The following is a 15,440-nucleotide window of genomic DNA, read 5'->3' as shown; positions in this document are numbered from 1 at the left end:
GCATTCGCTGTCGTGTCTGCAAGGATCGAAGCAGTCACCCACGAAAGGACCCTGATGAGCAGCCTCGACAGCGCGCCGGCGCCGGAGCTGGTAGCCCTCGCCGAGGGCTACGGCATTGCCACCCAGTACCACTCCTTCTTCGGCGACCTCGTCCAGGTGCCCGAGACCACGCTACGGCGGATCCTCGAGGCGATGGGGGTGGCCACCTTCACCGCCGAACAGGTGGAGCGGGAGCGGGCCGAGCTGGCAGCGCGACCCTGGCGCGAACTCGTCCCACCCTCGCTGGTGGTCAGGCAGGGCGACTCCGTGTCCGTTCCGGTCACCACCCGTGAGGGGCGCTCGCCCGTGCTCGAACTGGTGCTGGAGGACGGCACTCGCCGGCCACTCCCGGTGCCCAGCGACCTGCCGGCGCAGGAGCAGGAGGTGGAGGGCGTGCCCTTCCGCCGGGTCACCCTCACCCTGCCGGGGGATCTCCCGTTGGGCTGGCACACGGTCGAGGCCACGGAGACGCGGACGGGCGAGAGCGCGCCGGCACGCGCGGCCTCCTGCGTGCTGGCCGTTGTCCCGCAGCGATTGGAGATGCCCGAGCTGCGGCCGGACAAGGGCGGTCGTGGCTGGGGCCTGATGACCCAGTTGTACTCCGTGCGTTCCCGTGCCTCGTGGGGCATCGGCGACTTCGCGGACCTCGCAGACATCGCCGATCTCACGGGCACCCGCGGCGGGGACTTCGTGCTGGTCAACCCGGTGCACGCCGGCGAGGTCACCGGCCACATCGAGCCCTCGCCCTACCTGCCGGCCTCACGGCGTTTCGTCTCCCCGCTGTACATCCGGCCGGAGGACATCGCCGAGGCCGCCTACCTCCCCAGTTCCCAGCGTGCCCTGGTGGAGTGGGCACAGGAGTCCGTGGCCGCGAGCAATACCGATGCGCGTCACCTGGACCGGGATGCCTCGTGGGCGGCCAAGCGTTCCGCGCTGGAGGTGATCTTCCAGGCACCTCGATCCGCCCGGCGTCAGCGCTCCTTCGAGGCGTTCCGGGCGCGGGAGGGCCGCGTGCTGGAGGACTTCGCCCTGTGGTGCGCCATCCAGGAACACTACGAGGGGCCAGACGGCGCCGCTGTCCCGGACGGATCGGCTGGCCCCGCCGAGCTCGACGACGCCACCTCGCCCCTGGTGTCGCGGCTACGCAGCGAGTTGGCCTCCCGGGTGGAGTTCTACTCCTGGATCCAGTGGGTGGCTGACGAGCAGCTCGAGCGCGCCCAGCGCGCCGGTCTGGAGGCCGGGATGTCGCTCGGGGTCATGCACGACCTCGCGGTCGGGGTGCACCCGCAGGGCGCCGACGCGTGGTCGATGCGCCGATTCTTCGCGCCGGGGATCTCCGTGGGAGCCCCGCCGGACATGTACAACCAGCAGGGACAGGACTGGTCCCAGCCCCCGTGGCGACCGGAGGAACTGCGCCGCTCGGGGTACCGCCCGCTGCGCGAGATGGTCCGCGCACTGCTGCGCCATGCGGGTGCGCTGCGAATCGACCACATCATCGGGTTCTTCCGCCTGTGGTGGATCCCGCAAGGCCTCGGCGCCGGCGCGGGCACCTATGTGCGTTACGACCACGAGGCGATGATCGGGGTGCTGCTGCTGGAGGCCCAGCGTGCCGGGGCGGTCGTGATCGGTGAGGACCTCGGGAACGTGGAGCCGTGGGTGCGCGACTACCTGTCCTCGCGCGGGGTGCTGGGCACCTCGGTGCTCTGGTTCGAGTACGAGGGCGACCAGCCCAAGCCGCCGGAGCACTACCGCAAGCTCCTGCTCGCCACGGTCAACACGCACGACCTGCCGCCGACCGCCGGGTACCTCGCGGACGAGCACGTGGACCTTCGCGAGCGCCTCGGTCTGCTCACCGAGCCCGTGGAGCAGGTGCGGGCCGCGGCTGACCACGAGCGCGAGCGGATCCTGGGGATCCTGCGCGAGCGTGGTCTCATCTCCGCCCATCCCACGGAACGGGAGATCGTCGAGGCGCTGCACCTGCACCTGGTGGCTGCCGAGTCGGTGCTGCTCGGCGTGGCGTTGGTGGACGCGGTCGGGGAACGACGCACCCAGAATCAGCCCGGTACCTTCGAGGAGTACCCGAACTGGCAGGTGCCGCTGGCGAACTCCTCCGAGGAAGCGGTGCTGGTGGAGGACCTCGCCGGCGTGAGCCGATTCGAGTCGCTGACCTCGGTGATCGACGGCGCACTGCGAGCCCAGGCAGCCGAACGCGCCTGAGCGCGACGACACACGAGAGCGCCCCGGGGAGTCACTCCCCGGGGCGCTCGTCGTCGGGCGTGCCTCAGCCGGCGGCGCGGTCCACCTGCTGCACCCGCAACTGGCGGCGCACACCGTCGGCGAGTTCCACCACGAGGCGTCGCAGCGCCGGGGTGCGGTCGCCGAGGGAGTCCAGCCAGTCCTGCGTCATCTCGAGCACGTCGACGCCCAGGCTCGCGTCGATGTCAGCGAGCGACCCGGGGTAGAGCCCGAGCACGATGTTCTGTGCCATCTCGTTGGTGCGCTCGGACCAGACACCCTCCAGTGCGGCGAAATAGCGCTCCGCGAACGGCACCAGGACGCTCGGGTCCAGCGACCGGGAGAACCCGGCGATCGCGGCGGTCTGCAGGGAGTTGGACAGGTCGTCGGACTCGACGATGCGGTCCCAGACCTCTTCCTTGGCCGCCTGGGTGGGCAGTGCGGCGCGGGCGGTGGCCGCGGCCTGGGCACCGCTGGCGGTGGCGTCGGCTTCCTGCGCCGTCGCGATCTCCCGCTCGCCGACGCGCCCGGCGGCGGCCAACGCGGTCAGCATCGCCCAGTCCAGGTCCACGTCCACGGTCAGGCCCTCGATGGTGCGCTCCCCGGATCGCACCCAGGCCACGGCGTCGAGCTGGTCGTCGCTGCTGGCCAGCCGCGCGAAGGTGGAGGCGAACTGGAACTGGGTGTCCGAGCCGGGCTCCGCGGCCAGCAGCAGGTCCCACAGGCGGCCCGCCGCGGCCTCCCGGATCGGGCCGCGCACGGCCGGGTCCACGTAGTTCTCCACCGCCAGCACGAGTTGGCGCAACAGCACCAGCACCATGGAGGAACTGGCGATTGCGCCGACGGTGCCGAGCACCATGTCCACGAACGCGCGGGCGGGCCACTCCCCGTCGCGGGTGGCGTCCCAGGCTGCGGAGAGCACCAGGGCCTGCGGCAGCGGGTCGGTGAAGGCGGCCGCGTTCAGCCGGGCGGTGGCCAGGGAGTCCACGTCGAGCCGGATCTTGGCGTAGGCCAGGTCATCGTCGTTGATCAGGAGCAGGTCGGGCGCGCGTTCGCCGGCGAGCTGCGGCACCTCGGTGAGCTCGCCGTCCACGTCCAGCTCGATCCGCAGGCGGCGCTCCAGACGCCCGTCCACGAGGTCGTAGCCGCCCACCGCGAGCCGGTGCGGACGCAGGGTGGGCCACTGCTGCGGGGCCTGCTGGCGGATCGCGAAGGAGGTGATCCGGCGTCCCTCGGCCTCGTCGGAGACCTCGAGCTCGGGCAGCAGGGTGTTCACGCCCGCGGTCTCCAGCCACAGCCCGGACCACGCCGAGAGGTCGCGTCCCGAGGTCGCCTCGAGGTGGCGCAGCAGGTCAGGCAACTCGGTGTTGCCCCAGGCGTGCTCGGCGAAGTACGCCGCGACACCGCGCAGGAACTCCTCCTTGCCGACCCACGCCACTAGTTGGCGCAGTACGGAGGCACCCTTGGCGTAGGTGATGCCGTCGAAGTTGACCTCCACGTCCTCCAGGTCGCGGATCTCCGCGACGATCGGGTGCGTGGAGGGCAACTGGTCCTGGCGATAGGCCCAGGACTTCTCCACCCCGTTGAACGTGGTCCACGCGTCGCTCCACCGGGTGGCCTCCGCGGTCGCGAGCGTGGAGGCGTACTCGGCGAAGGACTCGTTCAGCCACAGGTCGTTCCACCAACGCATCGTCACCAGGTCGCCGAACCACATGTGCGCGAGCTCGTGCAGGATCGTGGTGACGCGTCGCTCGCGGGTCGCCTCGGGCACCCGGGAGCGGAAGACGTAGTTCTCCAGGAACGTCACGGCGCCGGCATTCTCCATCGCCCCGGCGTTGAAGTCCGGTACGAAGATCTGGTCGTACTTGCGGTACGGGTAGGGGGAGTCGAAGGCCTGCTCGTAGAAGGCGAAGCCGTCGCGGGTCACCTCGAGGATGTCCTCGACGTCCAGGTGCTCGGCGAGGCTGGCGCGGCAGTACACCCCGAGCGGGATGGTGCGCCCGTCGCTGCTGGTCAGCTCGCCCTCGCCGCCGGCGTACGGACCCGCGATCAGGGCCGTCACGTAGCAGGGCAGCACCTCGGTGGGCGAGAACGCCCAGGTGGCGGCACCCTCCTGGCCACCGAGCGGCGCGGTGGGCTCGGGCGTGGGGGAGTTGGAGATCACCCGCCACGTCTGCGGTGCGGTGACGGTGAAGGCAAACGTGGCCTTGAGGTCGGGCTGCTCGAAGACGGCGAACATGCGGCGGGTGTCGGCCACCTCGAACTGGGTGTAGAGGTAGACCTCACCGTCGACCGGGTCGACGAACCGGTGCAGGCCCTCGCCGGTGTGCATGTAGGCGCAACTCGCCTCGACCACGAGTTCGTTGTGCTCGGCGAGGTCGGCCAGCTGGATGCGGGAGTCGGCGAAGACCTCCGCCACCTCCAGTGCGCGGCCGTTCAGCGTGACGGCGTGCACCTCGGGAGCGATGAGGTCGATGAACGTGCTCGCACCGGGGGCGGCGTCGAAGTGGACGGTGCTGCGTGAGCCGAACACCTTCTCACCGCGGGTGAGGTCGAGCTCGACCTCGTAGCGGTGGGTGGTGAGGACGGCGGCGCGCTGCTGCGCCTCCTTGCGCGTGAGGTTCTCCCCGGGCACTGATGCTCCTTGTTCGGACGGGTTCCGCGCGGTCGGCGCGGGCCTTCCCATCCTGTCACCCTTCGCCGATCACGCCAGCGCCGCGAGGAAGGCGCGCACGTCGGCCAGCTCGCGGCCGTCGACGGCGTGCGGCAGGCCTGGGTAGTCGCGCTCGGTGAGCGTGGTGTGCTCACGAAGCCATGCCGCGGTCAGCGCCGTGACCTCGGTCGGGATGATCGGGTCGGCGTCCCCGTGGCCGAAGAAGGCCGGGGTGGCGCATCCGGCCAGTGCACTGTCGCCGTCGTGGGTGGCGGGGGAGACGAAGCCGGACAGCACGACCACGCCCGCGAACGCCGAGGGCTGGGTGCGCAAGGCCTGCAGCACCACGGTGGAACCCTGGGAGAAGCCCAGACCGATCACGGTGCGCCCCGGATGGTGCTCGGCCAGCCACGCCAGCACCGCATCGGCGGCCGCCTGCACGGCGGCGGGGTCGGGGCGTGCGATATCCAGGATCGGGAACCAGGCGCGTTGGTCGGGGCCGAGGGCCAGCGGTGCGCGCAGGAACGCGGTGGGTCCGGTGTGGCCGAGGTACTCGGCCAGCGGCAGGAGGTCCCGCTCGTTCGCTCCGAAGCCGTGCAACACGAGAAGGAGCGGTGTCTCGGCGTCGGGGTCCGTGCCGGCGCCCGAGGCGGGCAGCATGATGGTGGCGTCATGGTCGATCCGCATGTCCCCAGCCTGCCACTGCCCGAGCCGATCCCCGTGCGCCTCAGCCCGGGGCGACCGCGATGACCGAGCCCCAGGGGTCCCGTACCCGCAGCGCATGGCCGTCGTCCTGCACCTCGTGGCCGTGATCACGCAGACGCTGCGCGGTGCGCTCCACCTCCTCACGCGTGGGCACCGAGATCGCGACCTCGCCCAGGCCGAGTGTGGCGGCGCGAGCGGGCGCGCCGGGGGAGTTCCACACGTTCATCGCCATGTGGTGGTGGTATCCGCCGGCGGAGACGAACAGCGCACCGGGGTAGCGCACCGTGATCTCGAACCCGAGGGCATCCACGAAGAACCGCTGCGCGGTGGTCAGGTCCCCGACCTGGAGGTGGACGTGCCCGACGGCGCCCCGTGCCTGGGTGAGGTGGTCCAGTCCCTGATCGCTCAGGTGGGTGCGTAGGTAGATGGTCGGATCCAGGTGCCGGGTGGTCATGTGGATCGACTCCTGGCCGAGAGACCACGCATCACGGGGACGGTCCCAGTACAGCTCGATGCCGTTGCCCTCCGGGTCGGTGAAGTAGAAGGCCTCGGAGACGTGGTGGTCCGAGGCGCCGACGAATCGTGAGCGCGGTTCGTGGGCGGCGGTCGCGACGGTGGCCGCGAGCGACTCCTGGGTGTCGAAGAGCAGAGCGGTGTGGAAGAGGCCGGCCTGGTCGCGTCCCGGTGTGGGTAGTCCGGGGGTGTGCACCAGTCGGATGAGGCCCTCGGTGGGCGTGCTGCCGCGACCGAGCACGACCTCCCCGGCGCCGGCATGCACCGGGGTGAGGCCGAGGGCGCGCGCGTAGTAGGTCTCCATTCCTGCGAGGTCGTCCACATGCAGGGTGAGAGTGGCCATGTGCGTGGCCGGATCGAACACGTCGGCTGGCATCGGATCCCCTCAGAAGATTGAACGTGCAACTAAACTACTCGCGGTATAGTTGTGCTGTCAACTAACGAGGGAGGGCACGATGGCCACCGACGCACAGCCGAAATGGCTGACGCCGACCGAGCGCCGGGCGTGGCTCGCGCTGCTCGCCGTGGTGGAACTCCTGCCTGGCGCGTTGGACCACCAGTTGCGACGCGAGTCCGGGTTGACCCACTTCGACTACCAGACGCTGGCGATGCTCTCGGAGACACCCGCCCGCACGCTGCGGATGACAAAGCTCGCCGAGCGGACCAACGCCACGTTGCCCCGGCTCAGCCACGTGGTCACCAGGCTCGGTGACCGCGGTCTGGTCCGCCGCGTCGCCTGCCCGCAGGACGGCCGCGCCACCGATGTGGAGCTCACCGATGCCGGCTGGGAGGCCATCGTGGCCGCGGCACCCGGGCACGTGGCGCGAGCTCGTTCCGCGGTGTTCGATGCGCTCAGCGAGGACCAGGTGAGTCAACTCGCTGACATCTCCGAGGCGGTCCTGCGGCTCCTGGACCCCGAGGGCAAGATGTCGAACGACCCCGCCGCGCCGTCTCTCTCACGCTCCGAGTGAATCCCACCGCAACCCGCACGGCACGTCCCCGTAGTGGCAGGATGAAACGTCACGTTCTAGAGCACGAGGAGACCACACGGTGACCGACACCCCCCGCGTCGACTTCTGGTTCGATCCTGTCTGCCCCTGGGCATGGATGACCTCCCGCTGGATGCACGAGGTGGCAGCCCAACGCGAGATCGACCTGCACTGGCACATCATGTCCCTGTCCGTGCTCAACGAGGACAGGGACCTCCCCGAGGACTACCGCGCCGCGATGGACCGCGCATGGGGCCCCGCACGCGTGGTGAACGCCGCCCGCGAGCGCGCCGGCGACGCTGTCCTCGGCGACCTGTACACCGCACTCGGCACCCGCATCCATCGAGAGAAGATGGACCACACCGAGGCCATCGAGCAGGCGCTTGCTGAGGTCGGCCTCGAGGCGGACCTCGCCGCCTTCGCCACGAGCGACGAGTTCGACGAGTCCCTGCGGGCCTCCCACGCCGAGGGGATCGGCATGGTCGGCCAGGACGTCGGCACTCCCGTGGTGGCCATCAACGGCACCGGGTACTTCGGCCCGGTCGTCACGCCCGCGCCCACCGGTGACGCGGCGCTGCGACTGTTCGACGGTCTGGTGCTGATGACCTCCGTGGAAGGCATGTACGAACTCAAGCGCACCCGGACCTCCGGGCCCATACTCTGAGGCCCGGCGGCCGATGACGCCCGAGGTCAAGCGCTGGATCATCGCCCTGGCGGTGCTCGACGTCGTGCTCCTGGTGGCCTTCGCGGTCATCCTGGTGGCCGGTGGCCCCGCGACGAGCGAACGCGAGCGCACGCCCTCCACGGCGGCCTCGTCCGCGGGTGAGGCGGGGTCGCAGGCGCAGACCGACGGGGCGACGACGCAGAGCCCCTCGGCCGAGCCCAGCGGTGCCCAGAGCCCGAGCTACGGTGCGGCGCCGGCGTCCGCCTTGGACCTCCCCCAGTTCCAGCTGCCTTCCGGCAACATCTACTGCTCGCTCACCGAGGACTCGGCTCGGTGCACCATCGCCGATCGCGACTACGAGACACCGCCGGGGCAGGAGTGCGAGTGGCGCGGCAACGTGGTGGTGCTCGCCGCGGACGGCGTCACCCTGCCGTGCCCGACCTCGCAGCCCACGACGGCCTCCGCGCAGATGACCGTGTTGGAGTACGGCCAGGCCGCCACCGTCGGGCCGTGGGTGTGCGAGTCCAACCAGTCCGGGCTCGATTGCTTCTCGCTGATCGACGGCACCGGCTTCGCCCTGGCTCGCGCCAGCCTGACCAGCTACGGACCCGGCGCTCTGGCCTCCTGAGACCGGCCCACGTCGCGTTCCGCCACCGGTGCGGGCCGTGGCCTCCGATAATGCCTGGCCGGGTGGCGTGCCTGGCCCTACTGTGTGCGCCATGACCACCATGAACACTGGGCCCACGCCGTCGCCCGCCCTCCTCCCGCTGCGTGAGCGCATCGCGGCGCCCGCTGCCCCGGTCCCCGCGCACCCCGACGTCGCGGTGTGGCGAGCGGCGCGGCTCGAGGACGCGGCGGCGGTCACCGCGGCGATCAAGGCGATGGACGCCGTCGACCACCCGGATTGGTCCACACCGCAGGAGGACGTCGTGGACGAGCTGACCAGTGCGCGTCTGGACCTGGCCACGGACTCGCTGGTGGCCGTGGACGCGCAGGGTGCGGTGCTGGCCGTGGGGCTGGTGCCGCTGCACCCGGGCACGGACCGGGTGCAGGTGCGGCTCTCCGGGGGTGTGATCCCCGCCGCGCGGCGGCGCGGCATCGGCACGGCGCTAGGACGGTGGCAGGTGGCGCGGGCGCTCGAGCGGCTCGCCCAGCGCGAGGAGGCCGTGCCGGCCTGGATCCGGTTGACCACCGAGGAGCGCACGCCCGGGTGGCGGGCCCTGCCGACGACGCTCGGCTTCCAGATCGCGCGGTGGTTCACCTCGATGGATCGCGACCTGGCGGATCCGCCGCCTCCCGCCCGTGTGCCCGAGGGTGTGCGCCTGGTCCCCCTCACCCCACAGAACGATGCGGCCACGATGGCCGCTGTCGTGGCGGCCTTCCAGGATCACTGGGGATCGGCACCGATCGACGCCGCGGAGTGGCATCAGACGGTCCGGGGGGAGTTCTTCCGCGACGACCTCACGTTCGTGGCCGTTCCGGCCGATGCCGGGCCCGCCGGGCCGGTGCTCGGCGCCGCGATCACGATCGTGACGCCGGAGGACTTCCCGCTGCAGGGCTACACCTCCAGCTACCTGGCGACCCTGGGCGTGACCCGGCAGGCGCGCGGGAAGGGGGTGGCGTCCGCACTGCTCGCGGCCGTGCTGGGCGCCACCGCCGAGGCCGGGCTCGAACGCGTGGTGCTCGACGTGGACACCGACTCACCCACCGGTGCGCTGGGACTGTACGAGCGCGCGGGCTTCGTGGCCAGTTCCCGCTCGGCCACCTGGGTGCTGGAGGTGTGACACCCGTGGCCCCGCCTCAGCGGCGGGGCCACCCGGGCATCTTCGAGGACTTACCAGATGCTGACGCGCTGATCGGGCTCGAGCCACATGGCATCGCCGGGAGTGAGGTCGAAGACCTCGGCGAAGACGTCGAGGTTGCGCAGCACACCGTTGGCGCGGAACTCCTCCGGGGAGTGCGGGTCGATGGTGAGCAACTGGATGACGCGCTCATCGCGGGCCTTGGACCGCCAGATGATCGCCCAGTTCGTGAGCAGCTCCCGCAGCTGCGCGCGGCGCTCGTCCTGGCTCGCGAAGCCGCCGTCGGCCTCCCGCGCCGCGATGAAGGCCTTGACCGCGATGCCGAGGCCACCGAGGTCGCCGATGTTCTCCCCGATCGTCAGCGCGCCGTTGACGTGGTGGCTCCCGTCGAGCTGGGCGGGGGAGTAGGCGTTGTACTGCTCGATGAGCGCCGCCGTCCGCTTCTCGAACTCCTCCCGGTCCTGCGTGCTCCACCAGTCCACGAGGCGCCCGGTGCCATCCGTGCGGCTGCCCTGATCGTCGAAGCCGTGCCCGATCTCGTGGCCGATGACCGCCCCGATGCCGCCGAAGTTCGCGGCGTCGGAGGCCTCCGGGTCGAAGAAGGGTGGGCGCAGGATGGCGGCCGGGAAGACGATCTCGTTCATCCCCGGGTTGTAGTACGCGTTCACCGTTTGGGGGGTCATGTGCCACTCGTCGCGGTCCACCGGGCCGCCGAGCTTGCCGAGCTCGCGTGCGGACTCCACGCGGTTGGCCGCCCGGACGTTGCCCAGCAGGTCATGGCCGAGCTCCAGGGCGTCGTAGGACCGCCACCGCACCGGGTAGCCGATCTTGGGCGTGAACGCCTCCAGTTTCTCCAACGCCCGGGCGCGCGTCTCGGGCGTCATCCAGGTCAGCGAGGAGATCGAGTCCCGGTAGGCGGCGATGAGGTCCGCTACCAGTTCGTCCATGCGCTGCTTGCTCTCGGGCGGGAAGTGGCGCGCCACGTACAGGCGGCCCACGGCGTCGCCGAGGGCGCCCTCGACCAGGGCGACCCCACGCTTCCATCGTTCGCGCTGCTCGGTGGCGCCGGTGAGCGTGCGCCCGTAGAAGTCGAAGTTCTCCAGCGCGGCGGCGGCGTGCAGGTAGGGGGCGCGGGCCCGGATCACCGACCAGGTCAGCCACGCCTTCCAGGTGGCGAGGTCCTCCTCTCGCCAGGCCTGTGCGGCCGCCTCGAGGAAGCTCGGCATCCGCACCACGACTGTCTCGAGCGCCTGGAGGTCCAGCCCCTGCGCGCCCGCCCACCCGGCGAGGTCGAAGCCGGTGAGCAGATCGGCCCACTCCGCGACCGTCATGGGGTTGTGGGTGGCGAGCCGATCGCGGCTGCGCACCCGGTCCCAGTGCCCGGCGGCGAGGCGGGACTCCAACCCGAACACGGCATCGGCCAACGCCGCCGCATCCGCATCGGACACGCCGAGGCAGATGGTCAACTGGCGCGGCAGGTGGGCGCGGTAAGCCTCGCGCACCGCCGCCATCTCCTCGGCCGTGTAATAGGTCGGGTCCGGGAGCCCGAGCCCGGACTGCACCACGTTGAGCACGTACCGGTCGGGATCGCTCGGGTCGCTGTCCACGTACAGGCCGAGGAAGCCGGGCACACCCGTCTCCTCCAGGCGCCCCAGGGCCGCGGCGAGGTCCTCGCGCGTGCGCGCCTCGCGGATCAGCGCGAGGTCGGCCTCCAGCGGGTCGGCACCGGCCGCCTCCACGGCCTCGGTGTCCATGAACGCGTTGTACATCGCCGCGATACGCGCGGTGTCGGCGGATACCTCGCCCTCGGCCGCGGCCGCCTCCTCGACGATCGCACGCACGTGCTCCTCGGCGAGGTCACGCAACTGGTGGAACTGACCGTCCACCGAGCGGTCGGCGGGGATCTCGTGCTCGCGCAGCCACCGCCCGTTGACATGGCGGAAGAAGTCGTCCTGGGCTCGCACGGCGGGGTCCCCGCCGGTCGCGAGGAGGGCGGCGACACCCTCGATCTGCTCGCCGGTCACCTGACTCGTCATGCCCCCGATGCTACGGGCCGTGATCGGGCGGATGGTTCCGGATCGTGAGGTGACATAAGGTGGGGGCATGTCCCCCGAGCTTCCGGCCGTTTCCGCGCGCCTCGAATCGCCCGATCTGCCCGCCCTGCAGCACCCCGAGGTGGCGCAGTGGCGCCCCGCCGGGCCCGAGGATGTCGATGCGGTGTTCGCGGCGCAGCAGGCGATGGATGCCGTGGACCACCCCGAGTGGGTCACGGCGCGCGGCGACATCGAGGGCGCGCTGAGCGGCGCCACCGTGGCGGCCGACACCATGCTCGCGCTGGATGCGCACGGCGCGGTGCTCGCCTGGGGGAGCGCGACCCTGTACCCCGGGATCGACACCCGACTGCAGGCGCTGCTGGACGGCGGCGTGGTGCCCAGCGCCCGTCGCCGGGGCATCGGCGCCGCACTGCTGGCCTGGCAGGTGGCGCGCGCCGAACAGCACCTTGCCGCCCGGGACGAGCCGCTGCCGGCCTGGATCCGCACCAACCACGACCTGCGCAACCCCGGCGCCATCGCCCTGCTGCAGGCGCACGGGTTCACCGTGGCGCGGACCATGCGCGTGCTGGAGCGGGATCTCGCGGAGCCCATCGACGAGGTCGCCTCGCCCGAGGGCATCACGATCCGCGCCTTCGAGCCGGGGGACGCCGAGGCCACCCGGCACGCCCGCAACGACTCCTTCCGCGATCACTGGGGCAGCGAACCCGTGCCGCCCGCCAAGTGGCACGCGTTCGTGACCGGCGAGACGTTCCGCGAGGACGTGTCCGTGGTGGCGGTGGACGACGAGAGCGGCGAGGTGCTGGCGTTCGCGGTGAGCACCGCGAACCCGCGCTCCTGGGACCTGTCCGGCTACCGCTACAGCTACCTGGAGCTCCTCGGCGTCGTGCGTGCGGGTCGTGGTCGGGGCATCTCACCCGCGCTGTTGGCCGCTGCCCTGCGCGCCGCCAAGGATGCCGGGATGGAGCGGGTGGGCCTGGACGTGGACGCGGACAACCCGACCGGTGCCGTGGCCCTGTACGAGCGGTCGGGTTTCGAGCCGATCGCCTCCAACGCGGAGATCGTCCGCGAGGTCTGAGACAGCGCGCCCACGCGGCCATGTCGAGTGGCGCCGCGCGCACGACGTGGGACGATGACGATATGCGTATCCACATCGGTTCCGACCACGCAGGGTTCGACCTGAAGGCTGCCCTGATCGACCACCTCACCCACGCGGGCCACGACGTCGTGGACCACGGCGCGGAGTCGTTCGACCCGTTGGACGACTACCCCTCCTACTGCATCGCCACCGGCGAGGCGGTGGTGGGTGAACTCGCCGACGGCGCCGAGGTGCTCGGTATCGTGATCGGCGGCAGCGGGAACGGCGAGCAGATCGCCGCGAACAAGGTCACCGGCGTGCGGGCCGCCCTGGCGTGGAACATCTCGACGGCGCAACTCGCCCGGCAGCACAACGACGCCAATGTCATCTCGATCGGGGCACGGCAGCACACCGAGGCCGAGGCGATCGCCCTGGTGGACGCGTTCGTGGCGGAGCCGTTCTCCAAGGACCCTCGCCACCAGCGCCGTATCGACGAGGTCCACGCGTACGAGACGCGCTGACTCAGTTCTGGCGGGCGCCGGCGGACTCTCGCAGCGGCCGCAGGCCGAGCCAGGCGGCCCCCGCCGCCGCGAGTGGCACGAGCACCAGCACCAGCCACGGCAGCAGGACCATCGCCCCCACCGCGAGGCCGAAGGCGAGCGCGAGCAGCAGCGCGAGCCGTTCGGCACGCACCAACGCGGCCGTCTCGAGTTGCTCGGCCTCGGCGCGCGATCGCAGGCCCACCTCGTCCTGCCGAGTGAGTTGGGAGCGCAGGGCGCGCAGGCGCACCGCCTCACCCACGGCTCCCGCGAGCAGCCACCCGGCGGCCGCGGCCACCGCGATCGGTGCCAGCCGTCCGGGCCATCCGGCAGCGGACACCTCGATCGGGGTAGTGGCCAGCGCGCGGCCGAGCAGGGCGATGCCCGCGCCGGCCGCGGGGGCGAGGGCGGCGGCCAGGACCTGCCCCAGGGCGATGGTGGTGTACTGACCGCGGCGGGCGAGGGAGGCCAGCAGGATCCCGCCCCACGCGGCGATCAGCCACGCCAGGGCGGACAGCACGCCGACCACCGTTCCCGCGGCCGCGCCGATGCCGGCGTTGACCCCGAGCACGGCGCCCAGGCCGATCCCGATCACGCCGAGGGCGATCCGGGGCCAGAGCCGACGGCGGGCGGCCGCGATCCGTTCGGGGGCCTCGCCCAGGGGATCCGGGGCGTCGGCGTGCGGGTCTGCCCCCGTGTGGGCGTGGCCCGCGTGTGCGTCGTGGTCGTGGTCGCACCCGGCGTGCGGTGTCGTCGCGGGGGTGGCGTCGTCGGGGCTGCTCGTCACGACCGGCCAGTCTACGTGCGCTCGCGCCGGTGCCCGGCACCGGTTGGCGTCGGCGAAGATGGGGGAGTGGACAACGGGCTTCGCGAGTGCGTGCTGGACCTCGCGGCCGAGATCCCCGCCGGCCGGGTCTCCACCTACGGCAGGATCGCCGTGGAGGCCAGGTTGCGCTGCGGCGCCGGCACGGCCCGGCAGGTGGGCCGCATCATGGCCACCTCGGGCGGCGAGGTGCCGTGGTGGCGCGTGGTGACGGCCTCGGGTGCCCCCGCCGCCCAGGTAGCCGAGCGCGCCCTCGCCCTCCTGCAGGGCGAGGGGACGCCGCTGCGCGGCACGCGGGTGGACCTGCACGCCGCCCTGCACACCTTCGAGACCGAGGTGGTCCGCCTCGGTCCCCTCGACGACCCACCCGAGGAGCACGATGCCTGAGGGGCACTCCATCCACCGCCTCGCCGCGGCCTTCCGAGACGGCTTCGCCGGCCAGCGCCTGGCGGTGACCTCGCCCCAGGGCCGGTTCGCCGACGGGGCCGCCCTGCTGGACGGCGCCGTGCTGAGCCGCACCCAGGCGTGGGGCAAGCACCTGTTCCTCGGCTTCGAGCACGGCGGCGACGAGCACGGCGGCACGGCGCCCGGCGCTGCGCAGGACATCCGATGGTTGCACGTGCACCTCGGCCTGTACGGGGCCTGGACCTTCGCCGGCGACAGCGAGTTCGCCGGCCCGCACGCCATCGGGGCGCCGCGGGTGCGTATCGCGGAGGAGGAGCGAGCGCTCAGCGAGCCTGCGCCGTCGGGCACCAGTGGTGCGATCCTCGAGGGCGGCGCGGATCGCGAGTGGCAGGTGCCCGAGCCCCGCGGCCAGGTGCGCGTGCGCCTGGTGGGAGAGCACGGCGTGGCGGACCTGACCGGACCCACCCGGTGCGAAGTGCTCGATGACCAGGCGCGCCACGCCGTCGTGGGCCGCCTCGGTCCCGACCCGCTGCTGCCGGACGCCGATGGTGCGGGCGAGGCGGCGATGGTGGCCGCGATCCGAGGCTCGCGCACGCCCGTGGGTGTGGCGCTGATGGACCAGGCCGTGCTCGCCGGGGTGGGCAACATCTACCGGGCCGAGCTGCTCTTCCGGGCTCGCCTGCACCCGCGCCGCCCGGGGGAGGGGATCGCGGCCCGCACGCTGCGGGCCCTGTGGCGCGACGCCGTCCGGCTCATGGCCGACGGCGTGGCCACCGGCCGGATCGTCACCACCGACCCGGCCGATCGGGAGGTGGCCGAGGACTCCTGGTACGTCTACCACCGGGACGGGCGGCCGTGCCTGCGCTGCGGAACCCGAGTACAGGTGGGGGACCTGGCCTCGCGGCGGGTGTACTGGTGCCCGCGCTGCCAGCGGATGCGTTAGG

14 protein-coding genes are annotated in these 15,440 nt (G+C 72.0%); 9 read left to right on the top strand and 5 right to left on the bottom strand.

What is annotated here, in order from left to right:
* Positions 1 to 54 precede the first annotated feature (54 nt).
* Positions 55 to 2,256 (top strand): 4-alpha-glucanotransferase, encoded by a 2,202-nt coding sequence (gene malQ / locus ATL40_RS07495; RefSeq protein ID WP_098468996.1) that lies wholly within the window; start codon positions 55 to 57, stop codon positions 2,254 to 2,256.
* 64 nt (positions 2,257 to 2,320) lie between these two features.
* On the opposite strand, the gene pepN is transcribed toward malQ, so the two are convergent.
* The 3 genes from pepN to ATL40_RS07480 all read right to left on the bottom strand — a co-directional run bounded on the left by pepN (position 2,321) and on the right by ATL40_RS07480 (position 6,521).
* Positions 2,321 to 4,909 carry an aminopeptidase N gene (pepN, locus tag ATL40_RS07490; protein ID WP_098468995.1) on the bottom strand — a complete coding sequence of 863 codons (2,589 nt, stop codon included), beginning with the start codon at positions 4,907 to 4,909 and terminating at the stop codon, positions 2,321 to 2,323.
* Between the two features lie 69 nt (positions 4,910 to 4,978).
* A complete protein-coding gene (locus tag ATL40_RS07485) occupies positions 4,979 to 5,614 on the bottom strand; it encodes an alpha/beta hydrolase (protein ID WP_169925908.1) in 636 nt (211 codons plus the stop codon).
* A 40-nt stretch (positions 5,615 to 5,654) separates the two neighbouring features.
* Positions 5,655 to 6,521: a VOC family protein gene (locus ATL40_RS07480; RefSeq protein ID WP_098468993.1), complete on the bottom strand. Its 867-nt coding sequence runs from the start codon at positions 6,519 to 6,521 to the stop codon at positions 5,655 to 5,657.
* A 79-nt stretch (positions 6,522 to 6,600) separates the two neighbouring features.
* Between ATL40_RS07480 and ATL40_RS07475 the strand changes: the two genes are divergently transcribed.
* From ATL40_RS07475 to ATL40_RS07460, 4 genes are all read left to right on the top strand, one after another.
* On the top strand, positions 6,601 to 7,116 hold the full coding sequence (locus ATL40_RS07475) for a MarR family winged helix-turn-helix transcriptional regulator (RefSeq protein WP_098468992.1): 516 nt from the start codon (positions 6,601 to 6,603) through the stop codon (positions 7,114 to 7,116).
* A 79-nt stretch (positions 7,117 to 7,195) separates the two neighbouring features.
* Positions 7,196 to 7,798, top strand: coding sequence for a mycothiol-dependent nitroreductase Rv2466c family protein (locus ATL40_RS07470; protein WP_098468991.1), 603 nt, complete (start codon positions 7,196 to 7,198; stop codon positions 7,796 to 7,798).
* 13 nt (positions 7,799 to 7,811) lie between these two features.
* Positions 7,812 to 8,426 (top strand): hypothetical protein, encoded by a 615-nt coding sequence (locus ATL40_RS07465; RefSeq protein WP_098468990.1) that lies wholly within the window; start codon positions 7,812 to 7,814, stop codon positions 8,424 to 8,426.
* A 91-nt stretch (positions 8,427 to 8,517) separates the two neighbouring features.
* Entirely contained in the window at positions 8,518 to 9,582 is a 1,065-nt protein-coding gene (locus ATL40_RS07460) for a GNAT family N-acetyltransferase (protein ID WP_098468989.1), read from the top strand.
* Positions 9,583 to 9,632: 50 nt separating this feature from the next.
* Here the strand turns inward: ATL40_RS07460 and ATL40_RS07455 are convergent, their stop codons facing one another.
* Positions 9,633 to 11,636 carry a M13 family metallopeptidase gene (locus ATL40_RS07455; RefSeq protein WP_098468988.1) on the bottom strand — a complete coding sequence of 668 codons (2,004 nt, stop codon included), beginning with the start codon at positions 11,634 to 11,636 and terminating at the stop codon, positions 9,633 to 9,635.
* 67 nt (positions 11,637 to 11,703) lie between these two features.
* On the opposite strand from ATL40_RS07455, the gene ATL40_RS07450 reads away from it, so the two are divergent.
* Together ATL40_RS07450 and ATL40_RS07445 are read left to right on the top strand one after the other, a co-directional pair.
* Positions 11,704 to 12,729, top strand: coding sequence for a GNAT family N-acetyltransferase (locus tag ATL40_RS07450; protein ID WP_098468987.1), 1,026 nt, complete (start codon positions 11,704 to 11,706; stop codon positions 12,727 to 12,729).
* Positions 12,730 to 12,791: 62 nt separating this feature from the next.
* Positions 12,792 to 13,250 (top strand): ribose-5-phosphate isomerase, encoded by a 459-nt coding sequence (locus tag ATL40_RS07445; protein WP_098468986.1) that lies wholly within the window; start codon positions 12,792 to 12,794, stop codon positions 13,248 to 13,250.
* 1 nt (position 13,251) lies between these two features.
* Here ATL40_RS07445 and ATL40_RS07440 read toward each other — a convergent pair whose 3' ends face one another.
* The gene (locus ATL40_RS07440; protein WP_098468985.1) at positions 13,252 to 14,055 is read right to left on the bottom strand and encodes a hypothetical protein; all 804 of its coding nucleotides are present in this window, start codon (positions 14,053 to 14,055) and stop codon (positions 13,252 to 13,254) included.
* A gap of 66 nt (positions 14,056 to 14,121) precedes the next feature.
* On the opposite strand from ATL40_RS07440, the gene ATL40_RS07435 reads away from it, so the two are divergent.
* Positions 14,122 to 14,478 (top strand): MGMT family protein, encoded by a 357-nt coding sequence (locus ATL40_RS07435; protein ID WP_098468984.1) that lies wholly within the window; start codon positions 14,122 to 14,124, stop codon positions 14,476 to 14,478.
* Complete coding sequence (locus ATL40_RS07430; RefSeq protein ID WP_098468983.1) at positions 14,471 to 15,439, top strand: Fpg/Nei family DNA glycosylase; 969 nt, start codon at positions 14,471 to 14,473, stop codon at positions 15,437 to 15,439. Before ATL40_RS07435 ends, ATL40_RS07430 begins: the two co-directional genes overlap by 8 nt.
* The last annotated feature ends 1 nt before the right edge of the window (position 15,440 follow it).

It is taken from the genome of Serinibacter salmoneus (assembly GCF_002563925.1).
GTDB lineage: Bacteria > Actinomycetota > Actinomycetes > Actinomycetales > Beutenbergiaceae > Serinibacter > Serinibacter salmoneus.
The sequence above is the reverse complement of the archived record's forward strand: the minus strand, read 5'-3'. Positions and strand labels throughout refer to the sequence as shown.